General features: G+C 71.0%; 23 protein-coding genes. 8 read left to right on the forward strand and 15 right to left on the reverse strand.

Features of this window, described 5'->3' with window-relative positions; all coding sequences use genetic code 11:
- Nucleotides 1-777 carry a cell division ATP-binding protein FtsE gene (gene ftsE, locus ACIPN7_RS09335; protein ID WP_357480028.1) on the reverse strand — a complete coding sequence of 259 codons (777 nt, stop codon included), beginning with the start codon at nucleotides 775-777 and terminating at the stop codon, nucleotides 1-3.
- Between the two features lie 197 nt (nucleotides 778-974).
- On the opposite strand from ftsE, the gene ACIPN7_RS09340 reads away from it, so the two are divergent.
- Entirely contained in the window at nucleotides 975-2,018 is a 1,044-nt protein-coding gene (locus ACIPN7_RS09340; protein WP_400540287.1) for an NAD(P)-dependent alcohol dehydrogenase, read from the forward strand.
- A gap of 7 nt (nucleotides 2,019-2,025) precedes the next feature.
- Here the strand turns inward: ACIPN7_RS09340 and prfB are convergent, their stop codons facing one another.
- From prfB to ACIPN7_RS09355, 3 genes are all read right to left on the reverse strand, one after another.
- Complete coding sequence (prfB, locus tag ACIPN7_RS09345) at nucleotides 2,026-3,135, reverse strand: peptide chain release factor 2 (protein ID WP_285102872.1); 1,110 nt, start codon at nucleotides 3,133-3,135, stop codon at nucleotides 2,026-2,028.
- Between the two features lie 68 nt (nucleotides 3,136-3,203).
- On the reverse strand, nucleotides 3,204-3,611 hold the full coding sequence (locus tag ACIPN7_RS09350; protein WP_400540289.1) for an ankyrin repeat domain-containing protein: 408 nt from the start codon (nucleotides 3,609-3,611) through the stop codon (nucleotides 3,204-3,206).
- A gap of 36 nt (nucleotides 3,612-3,647) precedes the next feature.
- A complete protein-coding gene (locus tag ACIPN7_RS09355) occupies nucleotides 3,648-4,127 on the reverse strand; it encodes a hypothetical protein (RefSeq protein ID WP_400540291.1) in 480 nt (159 codons plus the stop codon).
- Nucleotides 4,128-4,357: 230 nt separating this feature from the next.
- On the opposite strand from ACIPN7_RS09355, the gene ACIPN7_RS09360 reads away from it, so the two are divergent.
- Nucleotides 4,358-5,680: an endo-1,4-beta-xylanase gene (locus ACIPN7_RS09360; protein ID WP_400540293.1), complete on the forward strand. Its 1,323-nt coding sequence runs from the start codon at nucleotides 4,358-4,360 to the stop codon at nucleotides 5,678-5,680.
- Between the two features lie 119 nt (nucleotides 5,681-5,799).
- Here the strand turns inward: ACIPN7_RS09360 and ACIPN7_RS09365 are convergent, their stop codons facing one another.
- The 6 genes from ACIPN7_RS09365 to ACIPN7_RS09390 all read right to left on the reverse strand — a co-directional run bounded on the left by ACIPN7_RS09365 (nucleotide 5,800) and on the right by ACIPN7_RS09390 (nucleotide 10,122).
- Entirely contained in the window at nucleotides 5,800-6,237 is a 438-nt protein-coding gene (locus tag ACIPN7_RS09365; protein WP_400540295.1) for a pilus assembly protein, read from the reverse strand.
- Between the two features lie 140 nt (nucleotides 6,238-6,377).
- Nucleotides 6,378-6,827: a TadE/TadG family type IV pilus assembly protein gene (locus ACIPN7_RS09370; protein ID WP_400540432.1), complete on the reverse strand. Its 450-nt coding sequence runs from the start codon at nucleotides 6,825-6,827 to the stop codon at nucleotides 6,378-6,380.
- Entirely contained in the window at nucleotides 6,755-6,979 is a 225-nt protein-coding gene (locus ACIPN7_RS09375) for a hypothetical protein (protein WP_400540297.1), read from the reverse strand. The genes ACIPN7_RS09370 and ACIPN7_RS09375 overlap by 73 nt, the downstream gene beginning before the upstream one ends.
- Nucleotide 6,980: 1 nt before the next feature.
- Entirely contained in the window at nucleotides 6,981-7,898 is a 918-nt protein-coding gene (locus ACIPN7_RS09380; protein WP_400540299.1) for a type II secretion system F family protein, read from the reverse strand.
- Nucleotides 7,895-8,752, reverse strand: a complete 858-nt coding sequence (locus ACIPN7_RS09385; RefSeq protein WP_400540301.1) for a type II secretion system F family protein — start codon at nucleotides 8,750-8,752, stop codon at nucleotides 7,895-7,897. The genes ACIPN7_RS09380 and ACIPN7_RS09385 overlap by 4 nt, the downstream gene beginning before the upstream one ends.
- Nucleotides 8,752-10,122, reverse strand: coding sequence for a CpaF family protein (locus tag ACIPN7_RS09390; RefSeq protein ID WP_400540303.1), 1,371 nt, complete (start codon nucleotides 10,120-10,122; stop codon nucleotides 8,752-8,754). The genes ACIPN7_RS09385 and ACIPN7_RS09390 overlap by 1 nt, the downstream gene beginning before the upstream one ends.
- A gap of 250 nt (nucleotides 10,123-10,372) precedes the next feature.
- On the opposite strand from ACIPN7_RS09390, the gene ACIPN7_RS09395 reads away from it, so the two are divergent.
- Nucleotides 10,373-11,647, forward strand: coding sequence for an ATP-binding protein (locus tag ACIPN7_RS09395; protein WP_400540305.1), 1,275 nt, complete (start codon nucleotides 10,373-10,375; stop codon nucleotides 11,645-11,647).
- 35 nt (nucleotides 11,648-11,682) lie between these two features.
- Here the strand turns inward: ACIPN7_RS09395 and ACIPN7_RS09400 are convergent, their stop codons facing one another.
- Nucleotides 11,683-12,669, reverse strand: coding sequence for a hypothetical protein (locus ACIPN7_RS09400; RefSeq protein WP_400540306.1), 987 nt, complete (start codon nucleotides 12,667-12,669; stop codon nucleotides 11,683-11,685).
- A 409-nt stretch (nucleotides 12,670-13,078) separates the two neighbouring features.
- On the opposite strand from ACIPN7_RS09400, the gene ACIPN7_RS09405 reads away from it, so the two are divergent.
- Nucleotides 13,079-13,504, forward strand: a complete 426-nt coding sequence (locus ACIPN7_RS09405) for a hypothetical protein (protein WP_400540308.1) — start codon at nucleotides 13,079-13,081, stop codon at nucleotides 13,502-13,504.
- A gap of 257 nt (nucleotides 13,505-13,761) precedes the next feature.
- Here the strand turns inward: ACIPN7_RS09405 and ACIPN7_RS09410 are convergent, their stop codons facing one another.
- A complete protein-coding gene (locus ACIPN7_RS09410) occupies nucleotides 13,762-14,058 on the reverse strand; it encodes a hypothetical protein (protein ID WP_400540310.1) in 297 nt (98 codons plus the stop codon).
- Nucleotides 14,059-14,238: 180 nt separating this feature from the next.
- Between ACIPN7_RS09410 and ACIPN7_RS09415 the strand changes: the two genes are divergently transcribed.
- Together ACIPN7_RS09415 and ACIPN7_RS09420 are read left to right on the forward strand one after the other, a co-directional pair.
- Entirely contained in the window at nucleotides 14,239-15,522 is a 1,284-nt protein-coding gene (locus ACIPN7_RS09415) for a pyridoxal phosphate-dependent aminotransferase (protein ID WP_400540312.1), read from the forward strand.
- A gap of 128 nt (nucleotides 15,523-15,650) precedes the next feature.
- Entirely contained in the window at nucleotides 15,651-16,229 is a 579-nt protein-coding gene (locus ACIPN7_RS09420) for a hypothetical protein (protein ID WP_400540313.1), read from the forward strand.
- 21 nt (nucleotides 16,230-16,250) lie between these two features.
- Here the strand turns inward: ACIPN7_RS09420 and ACIPN7_RS09425 are convergent, their stop codons facing one another.
- A complete protein-coding gene (locus ACIPN7_RS09425; protein WP_400540315.1) occupies nucleotides 16,251-16,868 on the reverse strand; it encodes a LysE/ArgO family amino acid transporter in 618 nt (205 codons plus the stop codon).
- A 90-nt stretch (nucleotides 16,869-16,958) separates the two neighbouring features.
- On the opposite strand from ACIPN7_RS09425, the gene ACIPN7_RS09430 reads away from it, so the two are divergent.
- Nucleotides 16,959-17,885 carry a LysR family transcriptional regulator ArgP gene (locus ACIPN7_RS09430; RefSeq protein WP_400540317.1) on the forward strand — a complete coding sequence of 309 codons (927 nt, stop codon included), beginning with the start codon at nucleotides 16,959-16,961 and terminating at the stop codon, nucleotides 17,883-17,885.
- 97 nt (nucleotides 17,886-17,982) lie between these two features.
- On the forward strand, nucleotides 17,983-18,588 hold the full coding sequence (locus tag ACIPN7_RS09435) for a LysE/ArgO family amino acid transporter (protein ID WP_400540319.1): 606 nt from the start codon (nucleotides 17,983-17,985) through the stop codon (nucleotides 18,586-18,588).
- A 27-nt stretch (nucleotides 18,589-18,615) separates the two neighbouring features.
- On the opposite strand, the gene ACIPN7_RS09440 is transcribed toward ACIPN7_RS09435, so the two are convergent.
- Nucleotides 18,616-19,884, reverse strand: a complete 1,269-nt coding sequence (locus ACIPN7_RS09440; protein WP_400540321.1) for an LCP family protein — start codon at nucleotides 19,882-19,884, stop codon at nucleotides 18,616-18,618.
- Between the two features lie 215 nt (nucleotides 19,885-20,099).
- Entirely contained in the window at nucleotides 20,100-21,314 is a 1,215-nt protein-coding gene (locus tag ACIPN7_RS09445; protein WP_400540323.1) for an LCP family protein, read from the reverse strand.
- Nucleotides 21,315-21,324 lie beyond the last annotated feature (10 nt).

The raw sequence follows: 21,324 nt of genomic DNA on the forward strand, positions 1-21,324 counted from the left end.
TCAGGACCCCCGCACCGTCTGGACCGGCGCACGCGTGCCGCTGCCGGGGGCGTCGAGCACGGGTGAGGCGCCGACGTCGGGCAGGATCGCCTCGCGCTCGCCGTAGCCGCCGCGGGCCTCGTCGCGGACGACGACGCCGTCGGACAGCTCGACGACGCGGCGGCGCATCTCGTTGACGATCTCGTCGTCGTGCGTGGCCATGACCACCGTGGTCCCGGTGCGGTTGATGCGGTCCAGCAGGCGCATGATGCCCAGCGAGGTCGTGGGGTCGAGGTTGCCCGTCGGCTCGTCCGCCAGCAGGATCTGCGGCCGGTTGACGATGGCGCGCGCGATCGCGGCGCGCTGCTGCTCACCGCCGGAGAGCTCGGTGGGCATCCGCTTGCCCTTGCCCGCCAGGCCGACCATGTCCAGCACCTCGGGCACGGTGTCCCGGATGACGTGGCGCGGCTTGCCGATCACCTGCAGGGCGAACGCCACGTTCTCGTGGACGGTCTTGTTCTGCAGCAGCCGGAAGTCCTGGAACACCACGCCGAGCTGGCGACGCAGCGTGGGCACGCGCCAACCGGAGAGGTTCGCGACGTCCCGCCCCGCGACGTAGACGCGGCCGCGGGTGGGCCGCTGCTCGCGCAGCACGAGCGACAGAAAGGTCGACTTGCCCGAGCCGGAGGCCCCCACGAGGAAGACGAACTCGCCACGCTCGACGTCCACGGAGACCTGGTCGAGGGCAGGTCGAGCGCCGCGCGCATAGACCTTCGACACGTTCTCGAACCTGATCACGAGCCGACCCTAGGTGGGAGATCGGGTGGCGTGTCGGGCAGACACGCCGACGACACTCACCCCGTTGATCGGCGTCGACCGCCATACCTGCCCAAAACGTGCGCAAGCGGCATTTTGCCAATGCCGTACCCCGCGCCGGACCACGCCGGATGGGTTCTCATGGAGAAACCGGCCCCCGGCAACAGGAGCGTGAGCTGATGCGTGCTGTCGTGTTCGAGAAGTTCCAGACCTTCCCCACCCTCAGGGAGGTGGACCGGCCCAGCCCCGGCCCTGGTGAGGTGCTGCTGAAGATCGCGGGCTCCGGGGCGTGCCACTCCGACGTGGCGCTCTACAAGGAGTTCGCGGAGGGGCAGCCGGGGTCGTTCGCGCCGCCGTTCGTGCTCGGCCACGAGGCGTCCGGCTGGATCGAGGAGCTGGGCCCCGGGGTCACCGGGTTCTCGAAGGGCGACGCATTCCTCGTGTACGGGCCCAACGGCTGCGGGCACTGCAAGGCCTGCTCACGCGGCCAGGACACCTACTGCGAGAACGCTGCGACCATGCCCTGGGCGGCGACGGGGATCGGCCGCGACGGCGGCATGGCGGAGTACATGGTGACACCCGCGCGGAACCTGGTGCCGCTGGGCGACTCCGACCCGGTCGCGGCCGCTCCCCTGGCCGACGCCGGCCTCACCCCGTACCACGCGATCAAGCTCTCGCTGCCGAAGCTGGCGGGCGGCGGAAGGTTCGCGCTGGTCGTGGGCCTGGGCGGGCTGGGTCAGGTGGCCGTGCAGATCCTCACGGCCCTGACCGGCGCCACCGTGATCGCCACCGACATGAAGCAGGACGCCATGGACCGCGCGGCCGCCAACGGCGCCGTCACCGTGCCCGGCGGGCCGGACCAGGTCGCGGCGATCCGCGAGCTCACCGGCGGACGCGGCGTCGACGCGGCATTCGACCTGGTGGGCGCGGCGCCCACGATCAGGACGGCGCAGGCGTGCCTGGCCCAGCGGGGGCGGCTCACCGTGGTCGGCATCGCCGGTGGCGTGACCGAGTGGAGCTTCTTCACCAACCCGTACGAGGCCGAGATCACCAACACCTACTGGGGCACCGTCGAGGAGCTCTACGAGGTGGTCGCGATGTACCGGGCGGGGCAGATCGTGCCCGACGTCGAGCGGTACACCCTCGACCAGTTCGACGAGGCGTACCGCAAGCTCGAGTCCGGGCAGCTCTCCGGCCGCGCCGTCATCGTGCCGCACGGGTAAGCCGGCGTCAGCTCCCCGAGCCGCCGCGGCGCCAGCGGATACCGGCCTCGATGAAGTCGTCGATGGCGCCGTCGAACACGGCCTGCGGGTTGCCCGACTCGTGCTCGGTGCGCAGGTCCTTGACCATCTGGTACGGCTGCAGCACGTAGGACCGCATCTGGTCGCCCCAGCTGGCCTTGATGTCGCCGGCCATCTCCTTCTTCTTCGCGGCCTCCTCCGCCTTGCGGAGCAGCAGCAGGCGCGACTGGAGCACGCGGTAGGCGGCCGCGCGGTTCTGGATCTGCGACTTCTCGTTCTGCATCGCGACGACGACGCCCGTGGGGATGTGCGTCATGCGGACTGCGGAGTCCGTCGTGTTGACCGACTGGCCGCCCGGGCCCGAGGAGCGGTACACGTCGATCTTGAGCTCGGAGTCCGGGATGTCGATGTGGTCGGTCTGCTCGATGAGCGGGATCACCTCGACGGCGGCGAACGACGTCTGCCGGCGGCCCTGGTTGTCGAACGGCGAGATGCGCACCAAGCGGTGCGTACCGGCCTCGACGGACAGGTTGCCGAAGGCGTAGGGCACGTTGACCTCGAAGGTCGCGGACTTGAGGCCCGCCTCCTCGGCGTAGGAGGTGTCGCCCACCTTGGTGGGGTAGCCGTGCCGCTCGGCCCAGCGCAGGTACATGCGCATCAGCATCTCGGCGAAGTCGGCGGCGTCCACGCCGCCGGCGCCGGCACGGATCGTGACGACGGCCTCGCGGGAGTCGTACTCGCCGTTCAGCAGGGTGCGCACCTCGAGCGCCGCGAGGTCCTTGCGGATCTTGGCGACCTCCTCCTCGGCCTCGGTCAGCGAGTCGGCGTCGTCCATCTCCTGGCCGAGCTCCACGAGCGTCTCGACGTCGTCGATGCGCGCGCCGAGCTTCTCGACCCGGCTCAGCTCGGCCTGCGCCGCCGAGAGCGCGGAGGTGACCTTCTGGCCCTCCTCCGGGTCGTCCCACAGGTTGGGCGCCGACGCCTGCTCCGACAGCTCGGCGATCTTCGCCTCGAGCGCGGTGGGGTCGCTCACGGCCTCGATGGACTCGAGGGTCGTGCGGAGCGCCTTGATCTCAGCGGGAAAGTCGTTGGTGGCCACGATGTTCAAGGTTACCCGCGCATCCCGGTGTCCGACGCCGGAAAATCTCGCACCGGCCCGCGTCGGGCTCAGCGAGCTCCCGGTTCGGGCAGCTCACGGCCGAACATCTGCGCGGTCGCACGGGCGCTGGGCGTCCCCGCGTCGGGGTCCGCGCCGTGCTCGACCAGCACCCGGATCACGTCGGCCTCGTTCTTGAAGACGGCGCCCGCGAGCGGCGCCTGGTTGTTGGCGTTGCGCCGGTTCACGTCCGCGCCACGCTCGGCGAGACCCGCCGTGAGGTCCGCGTGCCCGTGATAGGCGGCGAGCATCAACAGCGAGTTGCCGGCGTCGTCGGCCAGCTCGACCGGCAGGCCCGCGTCCACCAGGTCGAGCAGCACGTCCGCGCCCTGGCGAGCGAGGTCGAAGACCTGATCGGGCTCGAGGCGCGTGCCGCCCTGGTCGTCGCCGTGCGGGTCGCTCGTGCCGTGCTCGCTCATGGCCACAACCTAACCCGGCTCACCGGGCCCGTCGGTTCACCAGGCCCGGGCCGTCGACGACGCCGACAGGCCGATGCCACCCCCGAACGTGTCGGTGAACCAGCGCAGCAGCGGCGGGCGGGACACGGCAGCGAGCGTCACCCGCGCGGAACGCCCGTCCGGCGACGACGCCCCGGTGACCGCCACAGGCAGGCCGGGCGGGTGCGCGGCGAGGTAGCGCTCGACGGCGGCACGCACGTCGGCGTCGGACAGGGTGAGCCGGGCGTCGGCGGCGGGCACGCCCGCGCCGGCGTAGAAGGCGTCCGGCGACATGGCGTCCGCCGCGTCGGCCGCGGCGAGGTCCGCGACGTCGTACAGGGCCTTGCGGTCCAGGTGCACCGCGCTCGCGGAGGCGACCACCGCGACCAGCATGAGCGCGAACGCGACGAAGGCCGAGGTGAGCAGCATGATGCGGCCGCTCTCGCGCGACCCGTCAGGGGCGTCCGGACGGGCGTCGGTGCGGTCTGCGACGGTCATCCGCCCATTGTTCGCCGGAGCGGCGGGCCCGGCTCGGCAGGGTTGTGGAAAAGTCTCGGAGCGGTGGTCCGCCGCCCTGGTCGTCGCCCGGGAGGCGACCTAATCGTTTAGATTCGCCCGATCTTCGAAAACGTTTAGCGAAACCCTTGACACCTGGTGGGAGGCATAGAAATCCTTTTCCACGTCCCGACGGGCCAACGACGGCACGTCCTGAACGAAGGGGATCAACGATGATGACCCGAACGCTCACCCCACGGCGCCACCGGCGCACGCTGCGCGCGGTCTCGCTCGCCACCCTGGCCGCGGTGGTGCTCAGCACCGGCGTGGCCGTCACCTCGGCCCAGGCCGCCGGCAGCACGCTGCAGGCCGCCGCCGCGGAGTCCGGCCGTTACTTCGGCACCGCGATCGCAGCGAACAAGCTCTCGGAGTCGGCCTACACCACCATCGCGAACCGTGAGTTCAACATGGTCACCGCCGAGAACGAGATGAAGCTCGACGCCACCGAGCCGAACCAGAACCAGTTCAGCTTCACCAACGGCGACCGCATCGTGAGCTGGGCGCGGAGCAACGGCAAGCAGGTCCGGGGACACACGCTGGCCTGGCACTCGCAGCAGCCGGGCTGGATGCAGAACATGAGCGGCTCGGCCCTGAGGTCCGCGATGCTCAACCACGTGACCCAGGTGGCGACCCACTACCGCGGCCAGATCCACTCGTGGGACGTGGTGAACGAGGCGTTCGCCGACGGCTCCTCGGGTGCCCGCCGCGACTCGAACCTGCAGCGCACCGGGAACGACTGGATCGAGGCCGCGTTCCGCGCGGCCCGGGCCGCCGACCCGAACGCCAAGCTCTGCTACAACGACTACAACACGGACAACTGGAGCCACGCCAAGACCCAGGCCGTGTACAACATGGTCCGCGACTTCAAGTCCCGCGGCGTGCCGATCGACTGCGTGGGTTTCCAGGCCCACTTCAACAGCGGGAACCCGGTCCCGAGCAACTACCACACCACCCTGGGCAACTTCGCGGCGCTGGGGGTCGACGTCCAGATCACCGAGCTCGACATCGCGGGCTCCGGCACCTCGCAGGCCGAGCAGTACCGCGGGATCGTCCAGGCGTGCCTCGCCGTCTCGCGCTGCACCGGCATCAGTGTCTGGGGCGTGCGGGACTCCGACTCGTGGCGTTCCGGTGACACGCCGCTCCTCTTCGACGGCAACGGCAACAAGAAGCTCGCCTACAACTACACACTGGACGCGCTGAACGCGGGCGGGACCGGGAACCCACAGCCTGGCGACGGCTGCACCGTCACCGTCACCCGCGCAGAGGAGTGGTCCGACCGGTTCAACGTGTCGCTCGCGGTCTCGGGTAGCTCGACCTGGCGCGTCTCCGTCGGGCTCCAGGGCAGCCAGAGCCTGCAGAACTCCTGGAACGCCACGGTGTCCGGAACCACCGGCACGCTGACGGCCACGCCGAACGGGTCCGGCAACAACTTCGGCATCACCCTCTACAAGAACGGGAACACCAACCTGCCCACGGCGACCTGCTCGACGAGCTGACGAGCTGAGCCCGGCCCGGCCGCCGGCCGCGAGGCCGCTCGGCCGTGCAGGACGACGGCGGTCCGCACCCACGGAGGGGTGCGGACCTTCGTCGTGCCCGACGCCCTGCCGGGCACTCCTCAGGGCCGGACCGCCACGTACTCGTCGACCGTCCCCGTGCGCGCCGCCTCCACCAGGACGGACAGCGGCACCCAGCCACGCACGGCCTCGGGCAGCAGGGGCAGGGGCACCTCGACGCGGACGACGGCGGCCACGGAGCCGCCCGGCGTCAGACACGGGGACTGCGAGCACTCCAGGGTGAGCGCGCCCTCGTCGCCGGCGAAGCCCTGGTCCGTCAGGGCGAGCCGCACCGCGGCGTCGGCCCGGGTGGTCCCGACCGCGGCCGACTCGGCCGTGACCAGCGCGCGGACCGCGCCGGTCGCCGCACCCTCGGCGGCAAACGCGCCGGCCTGCACCCGGCCGAGCGTCACCACGAGGTAGACCAGCGGGATCAGCAGGATCAGCGCGACGCCGAGGAACTCGACCATCGCGGAGCCGTCCTCGCGGCCGCGGTCCACCCGGCTCGGGTCTGCACGGACCGTCCTTCCTCGGAGCAACACCATCGCACCGGGAGACGTAACGGAGAGGGAGCACTGCTCGCCCAGCGTTACCACCCCCGCTGCGCAACCAGTCCCCCGCAACCCCCGCCGCGACCCGCTCATCTCTCCTCCAGCGCGTGACCGCGCACCGTGAGCGTGCCGCCGGGACCGAGCAGGCCGACCACGGGCAGCGGCGTCCGCACCGTCACCTCGGTCACCTCCATGCCGTCGCGCGTCGTGCTGCCGGCGGTGACGTCGCGGGCGTAGTCCCCGGTCAGCGCCCCCGCCAGGAGCGCCCGCGTGCGGGCGACGCCGTCGGCCGGGGACCGGTCGGCGCGGGCCGCCACGCGGGCGCCCTCGGCGGCCGCGTCGATCGCGAGCGAACGCACGTGGACGGCGAGCGCCACCTGGACCACCCCGAGCAGGAGCGCCAGGACCAGCACCGACACCAGCAGGAACTCGACCGCCGCGGAGCCGTGCTCGCGCCGGCCGGTGCTCACCCCTGGCCCGTGACGCTGCTGATCGCCTGGCGGAACGCGTCCTCGAGCAGCGGACCCGCCACGGCCCAGAGTGCCACCACCAGTCCGGCGGTCATCAGGGTGACGAGCACCCAGCCGGGCACGTCGCCCCGCTCGGCCTCGGTGGTCTCGGTGGTGCTCCTGGTCCCTCGGTCGTCGCGCACAGCGCTTCCTTTCGTCGGCAGACCTCGTGGCGAGGTCATGTCAGAGCCCGATCCGGAGGGTGGCCAGGCTGGGAAAAACAGCGAAGACGACGGTGACCGGCAGCACGAGGAACACGACCGGGACCATCATCAGGATCTCCTTGCGGCCGCCCGCTTCCAGGAGGGAGCGGCGGCCGGCCTCGCGGACGTCGCGGGCCTGCGCACGGAGCACGTCCGCCAGCGGGGTGCCGCGTTCCAGCGCGACCACGACGCCCTCGGCGAACCGGGACAGGGGCGGCAGGCCGGACCGGTCCGCGAGCGCGGTGAGGGCGGCCGTCACGGGCGCGCCCGCGCGCACCTCGGCGACCATGCGTCGGATCTCGCCCGCCAGCTCGCCGCGGGCCGTGGACGCCACCCGTTCGAGCGCGGCCGGCGGGCTCTCCCCTGCCGCCACGGCGAGGGCGAGCAGCTCCGCGATGGTCGGCAGCTCGGCGAGCAGCCGCTCCTCGCGGCGGCTAACCCGGAGCGTGAGGGCCTGGTCGCACGCCACGTAGCCGCACCCGCCCGCGACCACCACGAGCGCCACCAGCGGGACGGCCCCCGCGCCGCGGGTCGCCGCGAGCAGCAGCGCGAGGCCGAGACCCGCCGCGAGGCCCGCGACCGTCCAGACCACCTGGCGGGCCCGGAAGTGGTCGACCGTCTCCGCGGACCCGGCCCGGTCGAGCCTGCGGCGGATCTCCTCCCGGGGTGCGCCGAACCGTTCGAGGCGCGCGCCGACGTCGTGCAGGCCGAGGAGCCGGACCACCGCCGAGGTGCGGCTGGCCTCGCGCAGCAGCGTCGAGGTCGCGTCGCGCGGGCGCAGGTACGGGGCGAGCCGCTCGTCAAGGCTGACGGCTCGCGCCCGCAGGCGCGACAGCACGATCAGCACGCCCAGTGCGACGCCGAGCCCGACGAGTGCCCCCGCCGCCCAGCCGGTCACCGGAGCACCCTGCGCTCCGCGGGCAGGCGGCCGATCCGCAGCATCAGCCGGTAGGCGACCAGGGCGCAGAGGCCGCCGGCGACGAGCACCGTGACGCCCGCCGGCGAGTCGTAGGCGCGCGCGGTCTCGGGCCGGGTGGACAGCAGGGCGAGGACGACCCACGGCCCGGCGACCGCCACGCGCGCGCCGTTGACGGTCCAGCTCTGCCGCGCTTCCAGCTCACCCCGGGTCGCGGCGTCCTCGCGGAGAAAACCGCTCAGGGTCCGCAGCAGCCGGCCCAGGTCCTGGCCGCCGACCTCCCGCGTGAGGCGCAGGGCCTCCACTATGCGGTCGGCCACCGGGTCGGCGAGGCGCTCCTTGAGCGCGTCCAGGGCGTCGCCGAACCGGCCGCCGGCCCGGTAGTCCTGGGCGAAGCGGCCGAACGGTTCGCGCAGCTCGACCGGACCACGGTGCGCGAGCTGGGCCACCGCCTCGGGCAGCGACAGCCCGGCGCGCACGCCGGAGGCGAGGTGGTCCACGACCTCGGGCCACACCTCCCGCAGCGCCCGACGGCGGTGGCGCGCCCGGGCCCGGACCAGCACCACGGGGCCGGGCGCGGCGAGCAGCGCGAAGCAGGCCGCGATGGCCGGCGAGCGGGTCAGGGCGAGCGCCACGAGCAGGGTCACGACGCCGAGCGCCACGCACGAGCCGACGAGCATCGCGGGCGTCACGGAGGGCGCCCCGGCCTGGGTCAGCAGGTCCCGGGTGCGCATCTGCCAGGTCACGCGGCCCGCGGGGCGCGGCGTCGGGGCCCAGAACGACCACCACACGCAGAACAGTCCGGCGCCCAGGAGCAGGCCCACCACCACGCCCATCAGCGGGTCGCCCAGGGGCTCGCGCCCGCACGACTGCCCACCGTGGCACGGGCGCCCACCCCGGCCCACGGACCGGTGGTGGCACTCCGCGCGGAGCGTGTCCCCGCGTCCGGCGACAGCGCTCGCGGGTCGGCGAGCAGGGCCCGGACGTCGAAACCTGCGCGCTCGAACCGGTCCTCGCCGGGCGGCATCCCGTCGCCGCGGCGCAGGTCGCCGTCGGCGTCCCGGTGGAAGATCCCGGCGGTCTCGATACGCCCCTCCTCGACCCGCCCGGTCACTGCGACGATCTCGCGGACCTGGCGGCGCACCACGCCGTCCGCCGCCCGGCTCAGGCCGAGGTGCACCACGAGGTCCACGGCCGAGGCGACGGTGGGCACCACGAACCGGTCGGACACGTTCTCCCCCGCGAGCAGCGGGAGCGTGGTCATCTTCGCGACGGCCTCCCGCGCCGTGTTGGCGTGCAGCGTGCACATCCCGGGCACGCCGCTGTTCAACGCGATGAGCAGGTCGAACGCCTCCGCCTCCCGGACCTCGCCGATGACCAGCCGGTCGGGGCGCATCCGCAGGGCCTCCTTGACCAGGCGCCGCAGGGGCACCTCGCCGGTGCCCTCGAGGTTGGCGGGGCGGGTCTGCAGCGCCACGTGGTCGCGGACGGGGAGGCGCAGCTCCCAGACCTCCTCGGCCGAGATGACCCGCTCGGAGCCCGGGATCGAACCCGCCAGGGCGTTGAGCATCGTGGTCTTGCCCGCCTGGGTCTGCCCCGACACGAGCACGTTGAGCCCGACGCGGACGGCGGCGTCGAGGAACGTCGCGGCCTGGGCCGTGAGCGAGCCGAGCCGCACCATGTCCGCCAGCGAGCGGGCCCGCACCACGTGCTTGCGGATGTTCACGGCCCACGCCGCGCGCGTGATGTCGGGGATCACGACGTGCAGGCGCTCCCCGCCCGGCAGGCGGGCGTCCACGAACGGGCTGGACAGGTCGAGGCGCCGCCCGGAGGTCTTGAGCATGCGCTCCACGAGGTCGCGCACCTGCTCGTCGGTCAGGACGGTGCTGGTCAGCTCGGACATCCCGCGCCGCGCGACGTAGACGTGCGTCGGGGCGTTGAGCCAGACCTCCTCGATCTCGGGGTCGTCGAGGTAGGGCTGCAGCGGCCCGAACCCACCCACGGCGTCGGTCACGGTGCGCGCCGCCGCATCAGGATCGTCGAGCGGCGGCACCACGCCGACGCTCGCCCGCGTCTCGTAGTCACCCACCGCGTCCGTCACGAGGCTCGACAGCCCCTCCCGATCACCGATCGGGTCCAGCCCCCTGCGCCGCACCAGCTCCCGCACCTCACCCACCAAGATCGCGACACCGTCGTGATCGGACATGCTCGCCCCCCGGCTCCACCACGCCCCCTCCTGGGGCCCCCAGCGAGATTAAGCGCTCCGCCACTCCCGTGCAGGATAGCCTGTGGACAACCTCTTGCTCTGACCGTGATATCAGTACGCGAGCAGCGGTTGGCCAGCGAGTGCGCGAGCGGCCCAACTCGCACATCGGTAGCACAGATACACGAAGATCAGTCTCGTACATACGCGAAGATCGGTAGCGTAGGATGCCGCAAATATGTAGCCTAGGACTGTGGACTACATCCCGAGAATCCTCGACCATCAGTTGGACGACCTTCTCGAGGGGCTTCCCGCCGTGGCGATCGTCGGCCCCAAAGCGGTGGGGAAGACCGAGACAGCCTCGCGCCGGGCTCGGTCGGTCCTGGACCTGGGCGACGAGTTCGAACTGAGCCTGATCCAGAACGATCCGGGCCGATTGACGAGGGCGGAACGTCCGGTCCTCGTCGACGAGTGGCAGGTACATCCGCCCGTCTGGGATTCGGTTCGGCGAGCTGTCGACCGCGGCGCAAATGCCGGAGACTTCCTGCTGACCGGCTCAGCGGCCCCGACGAAGAAGCCCATGCACTCCGGCGCGGGCCGCATCGTCCAGCTGCGTATGCGTCCAATGTCGCTCGCAGAGCGAGCGATCGGCGAACCCTCGGTATCGCTGGGTGCACTGCTCGCAGGAGGGCGCCCGACGGTGTCGGGCGACTCCTCGGCAGGCCTCGAGGACTACGCCCGGGAGATCACCTCCTCAGGCTTTCCGGGGATACGACGCCTCCCTGAGCGATTCCGCAAGGACGCTCTCGACGGGTACCTGGCGGCCGTGGTGGATCGCGACTTCCCGGAGCTCGGTCATGTCGTACGCCGCCCTGGAACGCTCCGTGCCTGGCTACGTGCCTATGCGGCGGCGACATCGACGACCGCCTCGTACAACTCGATACTCGAGGCTGCGACACCCGGAGATGCCGACAAGCCGGCGCGTACCACGACAGTCGCCTATCGCGAGATCCTGGAACGCATGTGGCTTGTCGAAGAGGTCCCGGCGTGGACCGGAATCGGCAGCATCATGACGGCGCTCGGCGCCTCGCCGAAGCACCAGATGTGCGATCCCGCACTGGCGGCACGACTCCTGAACGTCAGCAGTGATGCGCTCTTGGAACGCGCGAATCCCGGTACCGTTCCGCTCCCTCGCAACGGCTCGCTGATCGGCGCGTTCTTCGAGAGCCTGGTCACGCTGTCAGTCCAGGTCTACGCGGAGGCCCATGGGGCACGTGTCAGCCACCTGCGTACCAAGCGCGGTGAACGTGAAGTCGACCTCATCGTCGAACGCGGCGACGGCAAGATCGTGGCCATCGAGGTAAAGCTCACGGCAATCCCCGGCGGGGATGACGTCAAACACCTGAAGTGGCTCCAGGACAAGTTGGGCGACGACCTGCTCGACGCCGTTCTCATCACGACCGGACCCGCCGCATACCGACGTGACGACGGGATCGCCGTCGTACCAGCGGAACTACTCGGCCCCTGAGATGGCCCGTTCCGCCGGCAGCTCCCGCACGCCCCTCATTGGCTCGACGTGAGCCCCTCCAGCACAAGTCGAATCTCCGCACTTCGTTGGGCAGCATCCTTAACTTCTGAGATTTCCGTCCCCAAACCCAGTTCGCAGAACGGAAAACGAAAATAGTCCAACAGCCAGATCAGCTCGTCGTCATTGCGTGCGCTTAACCACAGTTCACGGAAGATGAAAACGGACCGAAACACCGGCCCGTGCAACAGCACCTCCATGTCGATGGCAGTATCCCGGCGGCCCTCCTTGTCCAGCTCACGCACGTCTGTCCAAAAGCTCCTCGCGATGGCCACCCAGTCAGGTCGTTCGGGAGGTGGACCCGATGGACCGTCCGCACGGCCGGCCAGATATCCCTGATTCAGCATCTCGGCGCGAACCGGACCATCGACGTCGGCCCACCGATACAAGATCGGAAATTCATGAAAGATATCTCGTCGAGAGAACTCTTCGGCGAGTGCGGTGATCAACGAGGACTTCTCGAGAGCGTCGCGCGCCTCAACCCAGAGCCCGTCGAACAACATCCTGGCCTGACGCCGGGATTGTCCCAACACGTTCGAGACAGCAATCTCGACGCCGTCAAAGATGAGATCGTCCAGCACTTCTATGTTACGCCTGCCGAACCACCACAGTTCGACGGCGGCGTCCAGGTCGCGTATGGCAAAGTCGACATTGTCAACTCGCCATCGATGCTCCGGGTGGTCGATGTGCATCGGAGTGCCAGGCACACCGCGCAGGGAAACCTCCGGTGCCGGGGTCAATCCGGCCGCCTCCGGAAAACAGGAAGCAAGGTACTCGTGCTCGAATTCGGACTCGGCGCGCGCGACCAGGTGCGCGTAAAGTCCAGCACTGTCGTGATCCAGCGCCTCCATTCGGCGCAGCGCTCGACTCATGACGTCTCGCACGGCCGGGAAGCGAATCTCCGACGGTTCGCGCTGAACGATCCACCAGATCATTGATTCCAATACGAACGGCATGCTCGCCACAGCCCTTTACCTCCCTCTGGGCAGAAGACGCCCCTTGTTGCAGCTATCCCCAAACCTCGCCCGTGACACCAGGGTGAAAATCGACCATCTACCTCAGGCTGAATGGGGACCCCGCACCTCCGCCTCCACGGACGCGCATCAGCCCTCCCCATCCCATGTTGGTATAGCGCAATCTTGGTGCAGCGACACGTGAGGACCGATAGGCTGGTTGCTGCACTCGCACGGTCTGGATGATTCGATAGACTTGCCCACGAGAGTTTATACGAATTCCACCGGAGAGACGTGGCGCGCGAGTGGCCTGGCTCCATGCGTCTCTGGGAACGTTGAAGCCTCGATTCCAACACCCCGCTGAAGCAAACCCGTAGAGAGCGGTCCGCAACCCGCGCTGCCAACCCTTCAACTGGTCGACATGGCCCTGAACCGACATCGATCCACAAAGCGGAAGATTGCGCTTATTCGCAAAATCGATCCCGCCATCACCACCGCGCCCGTCGGGCGAGAACGCACTCGCTCCTGGCTCGGCGTCACACTTCGCCTTCAGGAGTCTCTCGACAGCCCCGTCGAACTGTTCACGGCCTGTCTGCCGCCAGTCGATCCCGACGAGCACGACGAGCACGACGAGGACGAGCACGACGAGCACGAGCACGAGCACGACGAGCACGAGCACGAGCACGAGCACGACGAGCACGAGCACGAGCACGAGCACGCCGCGATCACTGGGGCGCGAACAGGACACCCTGGGTCGCACAGGGGACTCCTGCCGGACATCACATGCGAACTGCGTGCCGCGTCAAAGTCGTGTCTTCTCGGTGTCTCTCCGGATCACCAGCAATGACCTCGGGCGGCACGGTCACCCCCACGACGGGCGGGTCCCATGCGCGAACCAAGCACTCCACGGGGACCTTCGGTACTCGCCGTCATGGATGGCGGGACCCAAGCCCGGCCAGGGCGTCGAGGCCGGGCACGAAGCCATGGTCGACGAGCCAGGATGTGACACCATGCGCAAGGCCTCACCCGCGACCAGCAACCCCGGCATTCCGCCTACCGGTCACGCAGGCCGGCGAAGCGAGCCCGACGAGTTGGAAGCACGCATCAGGAAGGTTTGCAGCGCGCGTCGGGGCGTTGAGCGAGACCCTCCTCGATCTCGGGGTCGTCGAGGTAGGGCTGCAGCGGCCCGAACCCACCCACGGCGTCGGTCACGGTGCGCGCCGCCGCATCAGGATCGTCGAGCGGCGGCACCACGCCGACGCTCGCCCGCGTCGCGTAGTCACCCACCGCGTCCGTCACGAGACTCGACAGCCCCTCCCGATCACCGATCGGGTCCAGCCCCCTGCGTCGCACCAGCTCGCGGACCTCGCGCTCGAGGATCCGCGCCCCCTCATCGCCCATGAGCGGCAACGCTAGATCCAAACGTTCATCTCCGCAGACCACCCTGTGGATAACTTTCCCCAGAAGCCGGAGTTATCCACCTAATCCACAGAGTTGTCCACAAAGGTGCAGGTAAAGCGGGTTGTCCGGGATGCCCGGAGATGAACCCGCGGTGGACGAGCGGTGGATATCGTCTAGCCCATGAACGCCCATCCTTCATCCGGCCACGACTCCGAGCGCGACCCCGGCAGCGGCTCCGGCCGCGGCACGGACCGCTGGCAGGCCACCGCGAGCGCCGCCGGGCTGCTGGCCGAGGACGGCAGCGTCGCCGTCACGATCTTCGCCGAGATGTCGGCCCTGGCCGTCCGCACGGGGGCGATCAACCTCGGCCAGGGATTCCCCGACGTCGACGGCCCGGAGTACGTCAAGCAGGCGGCGATCAAGGCGATCGAGGCCGGCCGCAACCAGTACGCCCCCGGCGACGGCGTGCCGGAGCTGCGTCAGGCCGTCGCCGAGCACCAGAAGCGGCACTACGGGCTGGACGTCGATCCCGACACGGAGGTGCTGGTCACCACGGGTGCCACCGAGGCCCTGACGGCCTCCGTCCTGGCCCTGACCCGGCCGGGCGACGAGGTGCTGACGCTGGAGCCGTTCTACGACTCGCACGCGGCGGCGATCGGCATGTCGGGCGCCACGCACGTCACCGTCCCGCTGGTCCCGGGGCCGGAGGGGTTCCGGCTCGACGTCGACGCCCTGCGCTCGGCGGCCACCGACCGCCTGCGGATGATCCTGCTCAACTCCCCGCACAACCCGACCGGGACGGTGCTCACGCGGGACGAGCTGGAGGTTGTCGCCGCGGTCGCCCGGGAGCACGACGCGATCGTGGTGACCGACGAGGTCTACGAGCACCTGACGTTCGGAGCCGAGCACGTGCCGGTCGCGACACTGCCGGGCATGGCCGAGCGCACGCTGACCATCTCGTCGTCGGGCAAGACGTTCTCGTTCACGGGCTGGAAGGTGGGCTGGGTGCACGGGCCGGCCGACCTGGTCACGGCGGTGCGGACGGTCAAGCAGTACCTGACGTACACGTCGGGCGCGCCCTTCCAGCCCGCCATCGCGCAGGCCCTGGCCGACGACGACACGCCGCGCGCCCTGGCCGCCTCGCTGGCCGGCCGCCGGGACCTCCTGTGCGCGGGCCTGGAGGCCGCAGGCTTCGTGGTGACGCGCCCGGCGGGCACGTACTTCGTGATGGCCGACGCGTCGGCGGTGCTCGCGCGGCTCGGCCTGCGCGACGGCGTCGAGCTGTGCCGCCGCCTGCCCGAGCTGGCGGGGGTCGTGGCGATCCCGGCGTCGGCGTTCTGCCGCGCGGGGTCCCCGACGGCGCAGGCTCTCGCGAACCACGTGCGGTTCACCTTCGTGAAGCGCGAGGAGGTGCTGCGCGAGGCGGCGACCCGGCTGGCGAGCCTGGGGATCACGCCGCAGTAGCCGGACCGACCCGAGTTGCCGCCGCCTGTGACCGGCGTCACCGTGTGGGGGCCGGCCCGGTGTTCTCCGGGACGGCTCGGCGCGCAAGCAACCTGCCGCCGACCACGTCGCCGGAAAGGGTCGCCGTCATGAACCAGAACACCCCGCCACGCGGAGTCGTCGCGGTCGCCGTAGCAGGCCTGCTCGCCGCCCTCTGGCTCATCGCCCCGGCTGCTCATGCGGCCCCCGCCGCCCCGGCGGAACCGTCCGCACCGGACCAGACCCCGATCGTGTGCACCGGCTCGGTCACCGTCACCTACACGCCGCCGCTCGGGCCGCTGCCTCGGCTGACCGCCCAGGAGGTGGTCGAACGTCCCGGTGCGACCGGCGGTGGCAGCTGCACGGGGCCGTTCTCCGGCGCCGTCGCCACCACGGTCTTCGAGCAGGAGGTCGGCTGCCTGCTGCAGGGGCTGGGCGACACACTCGTCGAGAACGTGGTGACCTACCAGTGGCAGGGTGGCCGGTCGAGCGTGATCACCTACTCGGCGACCACGGTGCTGCACCTGGCGAACCAGCTCGTCGTGACCTCGACCGGGACCGTGACCGGCGGGTATCGCGAGGGCGCCCTGTCGGAGCGCGTCGCGGTCTACGCGGACCTCGACGTGCTCGCCTGCCTGTCCTCCGGCGTCGACCAGCAGACCGGGCTCCTCACGCTCACCATCACCTGAGGGCAGCACCGCGGCCACGGCTCAGCCCGCCAGCAGCGAGACCGCGACGGCCACCATGATCAGCGCGATCACGCCGTCGAGCACGCGCCACGCGTTCGGCCGGCGCAGCACGGGTGCGAGCAGGCGCGCGCCGTACCCGAGGGCGGCGAACCACGCGACGCTGGACACCATGGCCCCGGCGGTGAACCACCAGCGGGTGTCGCCGTAGGTGGCGGCGACCGAGCCCTGCAGCACCACGGTGTCGAGGTACACGTGCGGGTTGAGCCACGTGAGCGCGAGCGCCGTCAGGACCACGGGACGCAGGCGGCGGCCTGGGCTGTCGCCGAGGGCGCCGTCGTCCGCCGCGGCGAGCGTCGTGTCGCCCTTGACCGCCCGCCAGGCGGCCATGGCCCCGTACCCGATCACGACGGCGGCGCCCAGCCAGCGCACCACCACCACGGCGTCCGGCCAGCGCTCGACCAGCGGTCCGAACCCGGCGGCGCCGGCCGCGTAGAGGGCGACGTCGGACGCCGCGCAGATCGCCGCCACGACGCCCACGTGCTCGCGGCGCAGCCCCTGACGCAGCACGAAGGCGTTCTGGGCTCCGATGGCGACGATGAGCGAGAGGCCGAATCCGAGTCCGGCGAGCAGGGCGAGCATGTCTCCACGCTAGGCAGCGGAACCACCTGAAGACCAGTTCATGTTTCTCACGCCACGTAAGGAGAACTGAAGATACGTCAGACTGGCTCCATGCGATGGGACTCCCGCCAGCTCGAGGCGCTGGCCGCCGTGGTCGCCGAGGGCTCGTTCGACGCCGCGGCCCGCGCCCTGCACGTGACGCCGTCGGCCGTGAGCCAGCGCATCCGCGCGCTGGAGAACGCGGCGGGCAGCGTGCTCGTGCGGCGCGCCCGGCCGGTCGTCGCCACGCCGTCGGGCCAGGCGCTGCTGCGGCTCGCCCGGCAGACCGAGCTGCTCGGCGCGGAGGTCGCCGCGGAGCTGGGCGCGCACGGCACCGACGACCCGCCTGAGGACGCGGACGACGGCACGCCCGGCCGCCTCGTCACGGTGCCCCTGGCCGTCAGCGCCGACTCCTTGGCCACGTGGGTGCTGCCGGCCCTCGCCCAGGTCGAGGGGATCACCTTCGACCTGCACCGGGCCGACGACAGCCGCACCGCCGACCTGCTGCGCGAGGGTGTGGTCATGGCGGCGGTCACCTCCCAGACCGCGCAGGTGCAGGGCTGTCGCAGCACCCCGCTCGGGATCATGCGCTACCGCCCGGCCTGCACGCGCACCTTCGCGGAGCGCTGGTTCCCCCACGGCCCGACGCCGGAGGCCCTCGCCGCCGCGCCCGTCGTCGTCTTCGACCGGACCGACGACCTGCAGGACGTCTACCTGCGGGCCCGCGCGCCGCACGCCCGGCCACCGCGGTTCCACGTGCCGAGCACCGTCGAGTACGAGGACACGATCCGCCTCGGCCTGGGCTGGGGCATGCTCCTGGAGCGGCCCGCCATCGGCGGTCTGCACGCCGGCACGGGCGGCGGCATCACGCTGCTGGAGCCCGGCTACGTCCTGGACATCCCGCTCCTCCTGCAGCAGTGGAAGCTCCGCTCCGCGGTGCTGGACCGGGTCACGGCAGCGCTGCGAAAAGAAGCAACGCGCAAGCTGCTGCCGGCGTGAAATCTGGACGTATCCCCATCATTAACCCTCTTCCAGTCCTTCCGCACTTCCGATTCATGAACCGGACATCCTGTGTCCGACTTCCTACGGTTCACGCATGCTCTCAGCGCTCGCCGGGATGGCCTTCGGCCTCTCCCTCATCGTCGCCGTCGGTGCGCAGAACATCTTCGTCCTCCGCCAGGGCCTGCGGCGGGAGCACGTGGGCCTCGTCGCCGGCATCTGCGCCGTCAGCGACTTCGTGCTCATCTCGGCCGGGGTCGGCGGGCTCGGCACCCTGATCCAGAGCGCGCCCATGGTGGTCGAGGTCGCGCGGTGGGCGGGCGCCGTCGTCGTGCTGGTCTACGGGGGCATGGCCGCCCGCCGCGCCTGGAAGGGCCAGCAGGTCGTCATGGGGCGGCACAGCATGACGTCGCGGACCATGGGCGCCGCCGTCGCCACCACCCTCGCGCTGACCTGGCTCAACCCCCACGTCTACCTCGACACCGTGGTGCTCGTGGGCGGCCTCGCCGCGACGCACGGCGACGACCGGTGGTGGTTCGGGCTCGGCGCCTGCCTGGCCAGCACGGCGTGGTTCGTCGCGCTGGGCTACGGGGCCCGCTACCTCGCGCCGCTGCTGGAGAAGCCGGGCGCATGGCGCGTCCTGGACAGCGTGGTCGCGGTGACCATGATGGTCGTCGCGGCCACGCTCGTCCTGGGCGCCTGAGCCCAGGACGAGCGTCCGGCTGAGCCGTCAGGCGCAGACGCCGTCGAGCAGCACCTCCGGGCTCGGGCTCGGCTTCGGCGTGGCCGGCTCGGTCGCGGTGCCGTCGGCCTCGCTCGTGTCGCCGGTCTCGGCGTCGCCGCCCTCCGTGCCCTCCGCGTCTCCACCAGCGTCCGCGCCCTCCCCGGCGTCGCCACCGGCGTCCCCGGCCGCGTCGCCCTCCTGTGCCTCACCGCTCGGGCTGCCCGAGGCAGCCGGCTCGGGCGTGTCCAGCACGACCTCCTCCGGCGGCTGGTCGGCGGCCATGCGGGCGAAGATCTCTGCGGCCTCCGGCCCCCAGCCCAGCCCGCCGACGCCGCCCTCCTCCGTGTCGTACACCGGAACCTTGGTCATGATGATGTTGCGCTTCTCGATCTCGCGCAGCGACCACGCGAGGCCGGCCACGCTGCCCGGGTTGGCGATCGCCGGGTCGGCGCTCAGCGAACCGAGCGCCGCGTTGATCAGGCGGAACGTCTTGGTCGGGTCCGCGAGCGTCTCGGCGGAAAGGATCTGCCGGAACGTCGCGTTGATGAACGCCTGCTGACGCTCGATGCGCGTCAGGTCGCTGCCCATCTCGAGGCCCATGCCCGTGCCCTTGCGCACGCGCAGGAACTGGATCGCCGTCTTGCCGTCGAGCAGGTTCTCGCCCGCGGGCAGGTCGATGCGGGCGGACTTCGGGTTGCCGTGCAGCGCCTCGGGCAGGCACATCTTGACGCCGCCGATCGCGTCGACCACGTCGATCACGCCGTTCATCTTGACCACGGCGTGGTTCGTCACCGTCACGCCGGTGATCGCGTTGACGGTGTTGATGGTGCACGCGGCGGCGTACTTCATGTCCGTGCCGCCGCTGCCGACGGTGAACGACGCGTTGAACTTGTCCCGGTACGGCTGCGACTGGCTCCCGTCGGGCAGCTTGCAGGACGGGATGTCGACGAACGTGTCGCGGGGCAGCGACACGATCTCGATCCACTGCCGGTCCGCCGAGATGTGTACCAGCATCGTGGTGTCCGAACGCATGCCGGAGACCGTGCCACCGATGTCGGCGTTCGTGCCGTCCCGGATGTCCGTGCCCATGAGGAGCAGGTTGACGGCCTGGTCCTTGAACGGGTCGGACGGGTCCTTCGGCTCGACCACCTCGGTCACCAGGCCGTCGAGGTCCTGGACCTCGATCTGCGAGATCGCGTTGTGGTACGCCGTTGCGGCCGCAGCAGAGCCGAAGGCCATCACCCCGACCAGGCCCATCGTGACACTGCGGAACACGAGCGCCCTGCGCCAGCTGCGCACGTGGCGCGGCTGGCGTTCACCCGTGCGCGCATGTCGGGGAACCCCGGGAATTATCTCGCCGACAGGTCGCACTGCCGTCCAGAAGTCACTCGCCACGCATCGGAGACTAGGGCCTCAGTGCAACAATCGTGTAAATAAGTCCTGCCGTTCCCAGGCAGCGTCCAGGCCGCGTCGGGGGTCCGGCCCGCGGTTCAGTCCGCACAGACGCCCGGCAGCAGCGAGGGCGAGGGGGACGGGCTGGAGGTGTCCGACGGCGCGGTCGCACCGCCGTCGTCCGTCGCCTCGGTGGTGGGCTCGTCCGAGGCGCCGTCCGACGCCCCGCCGGACACGGGCGCCGCGCTCTCGTGGCCGGGCGGCGGCTCGTCCGCCGCGAGGCGCTCCCAGATCGCCGTGGCGTCCTCGGTCCAGACCACCCGGTTGGGGTCCGTCGGTGCGGCCACCACCGGCAGCTCCGTGAACACGATCTCGGCCGGGTCGATGTCCCGGATGCTGAACGCCAGGCCCGCGAGCGCCGCGGGGTCGGCCAGGCCAGGGTCGGCCGACATGGCGCGCAGGACGGCCTGGACGGTCCGGTACAGCTTGGGCGAGTTGGTCACGATGTTCTGGTCCAGGATCTGGCGCACCAGCGCGTCGACGAACGCCTGCTGGCGGTCGATGCGGGTCAGGTCGCTGCCCTGCTCCAGACCCAGGCCGGTGCCGTGCCGTGCCCGGAGGAACCCGATCGCCTGGCGGCCGTCGAGGGTCTGCTCGCCGGCGGGCAGCTCGAAGCGGCCGTACGCCGGGTTCTGGACGAGCGGCTCGGGCAGGCACATGCGGACCCCGCCGAGGGCCTCGACGACGTCGACCACGCCGTCCATCTTCACCACCATGTGGTTGGTGATCGGGACGTTCGTGAGGGTCTGCACTGCCGAGATCGTGCAGGCGGCCGCATGGGTGAGGTCCTCCTCCGCGCCGCCGCCGATCGTGAACGCGCTGTTGAACATGCCGTAGGTCGCGCCGGACTCGCTGCCGTCGGGCAGCTCGCACGACGGGATGTCGACCAGCGAGTCGCGCGGGATCGAGACCACCTCGATGCGGGACCGGTCGCCGGAGATGTGCACCAGCATCGTGGTGTCCGACCGCATGCCGCCGTCGCCCGCCCCGGCGATCTCGGTGTTCTCGCCGCCGCGGAGGTCGGTCCCCAGCACGAGGATGTTGAGGCTGTTCCCGGTGAACGGGTCGTCGGGGTCCACGGACGGCGTCGGCCCCTTGACGAGACCCGAGACGTCGCTGACGCCGATCTGCTGCTTGAAGTCGAGATAGGCGGCCGCGCCGCCGGCGACCACGAGGGCGAGCGCGCCGACGACGACGAGCGCCGCGGTGCGCGCGACGCGATGACTGCGCTGGTGACGGAGGTGCCGGGGCACATGCGGAGCA

It is taken from the genome of Promicromonospora sp. NPDC090134 (assembly GCF_044746965.1).
In the GTDB taxonomy this organism is placed as follows: domain Bacteria; phylum Actinomycetota; class Actinomycetes; order Actinomycetales; family Cellulomonadaceae; genus Promicromonospora.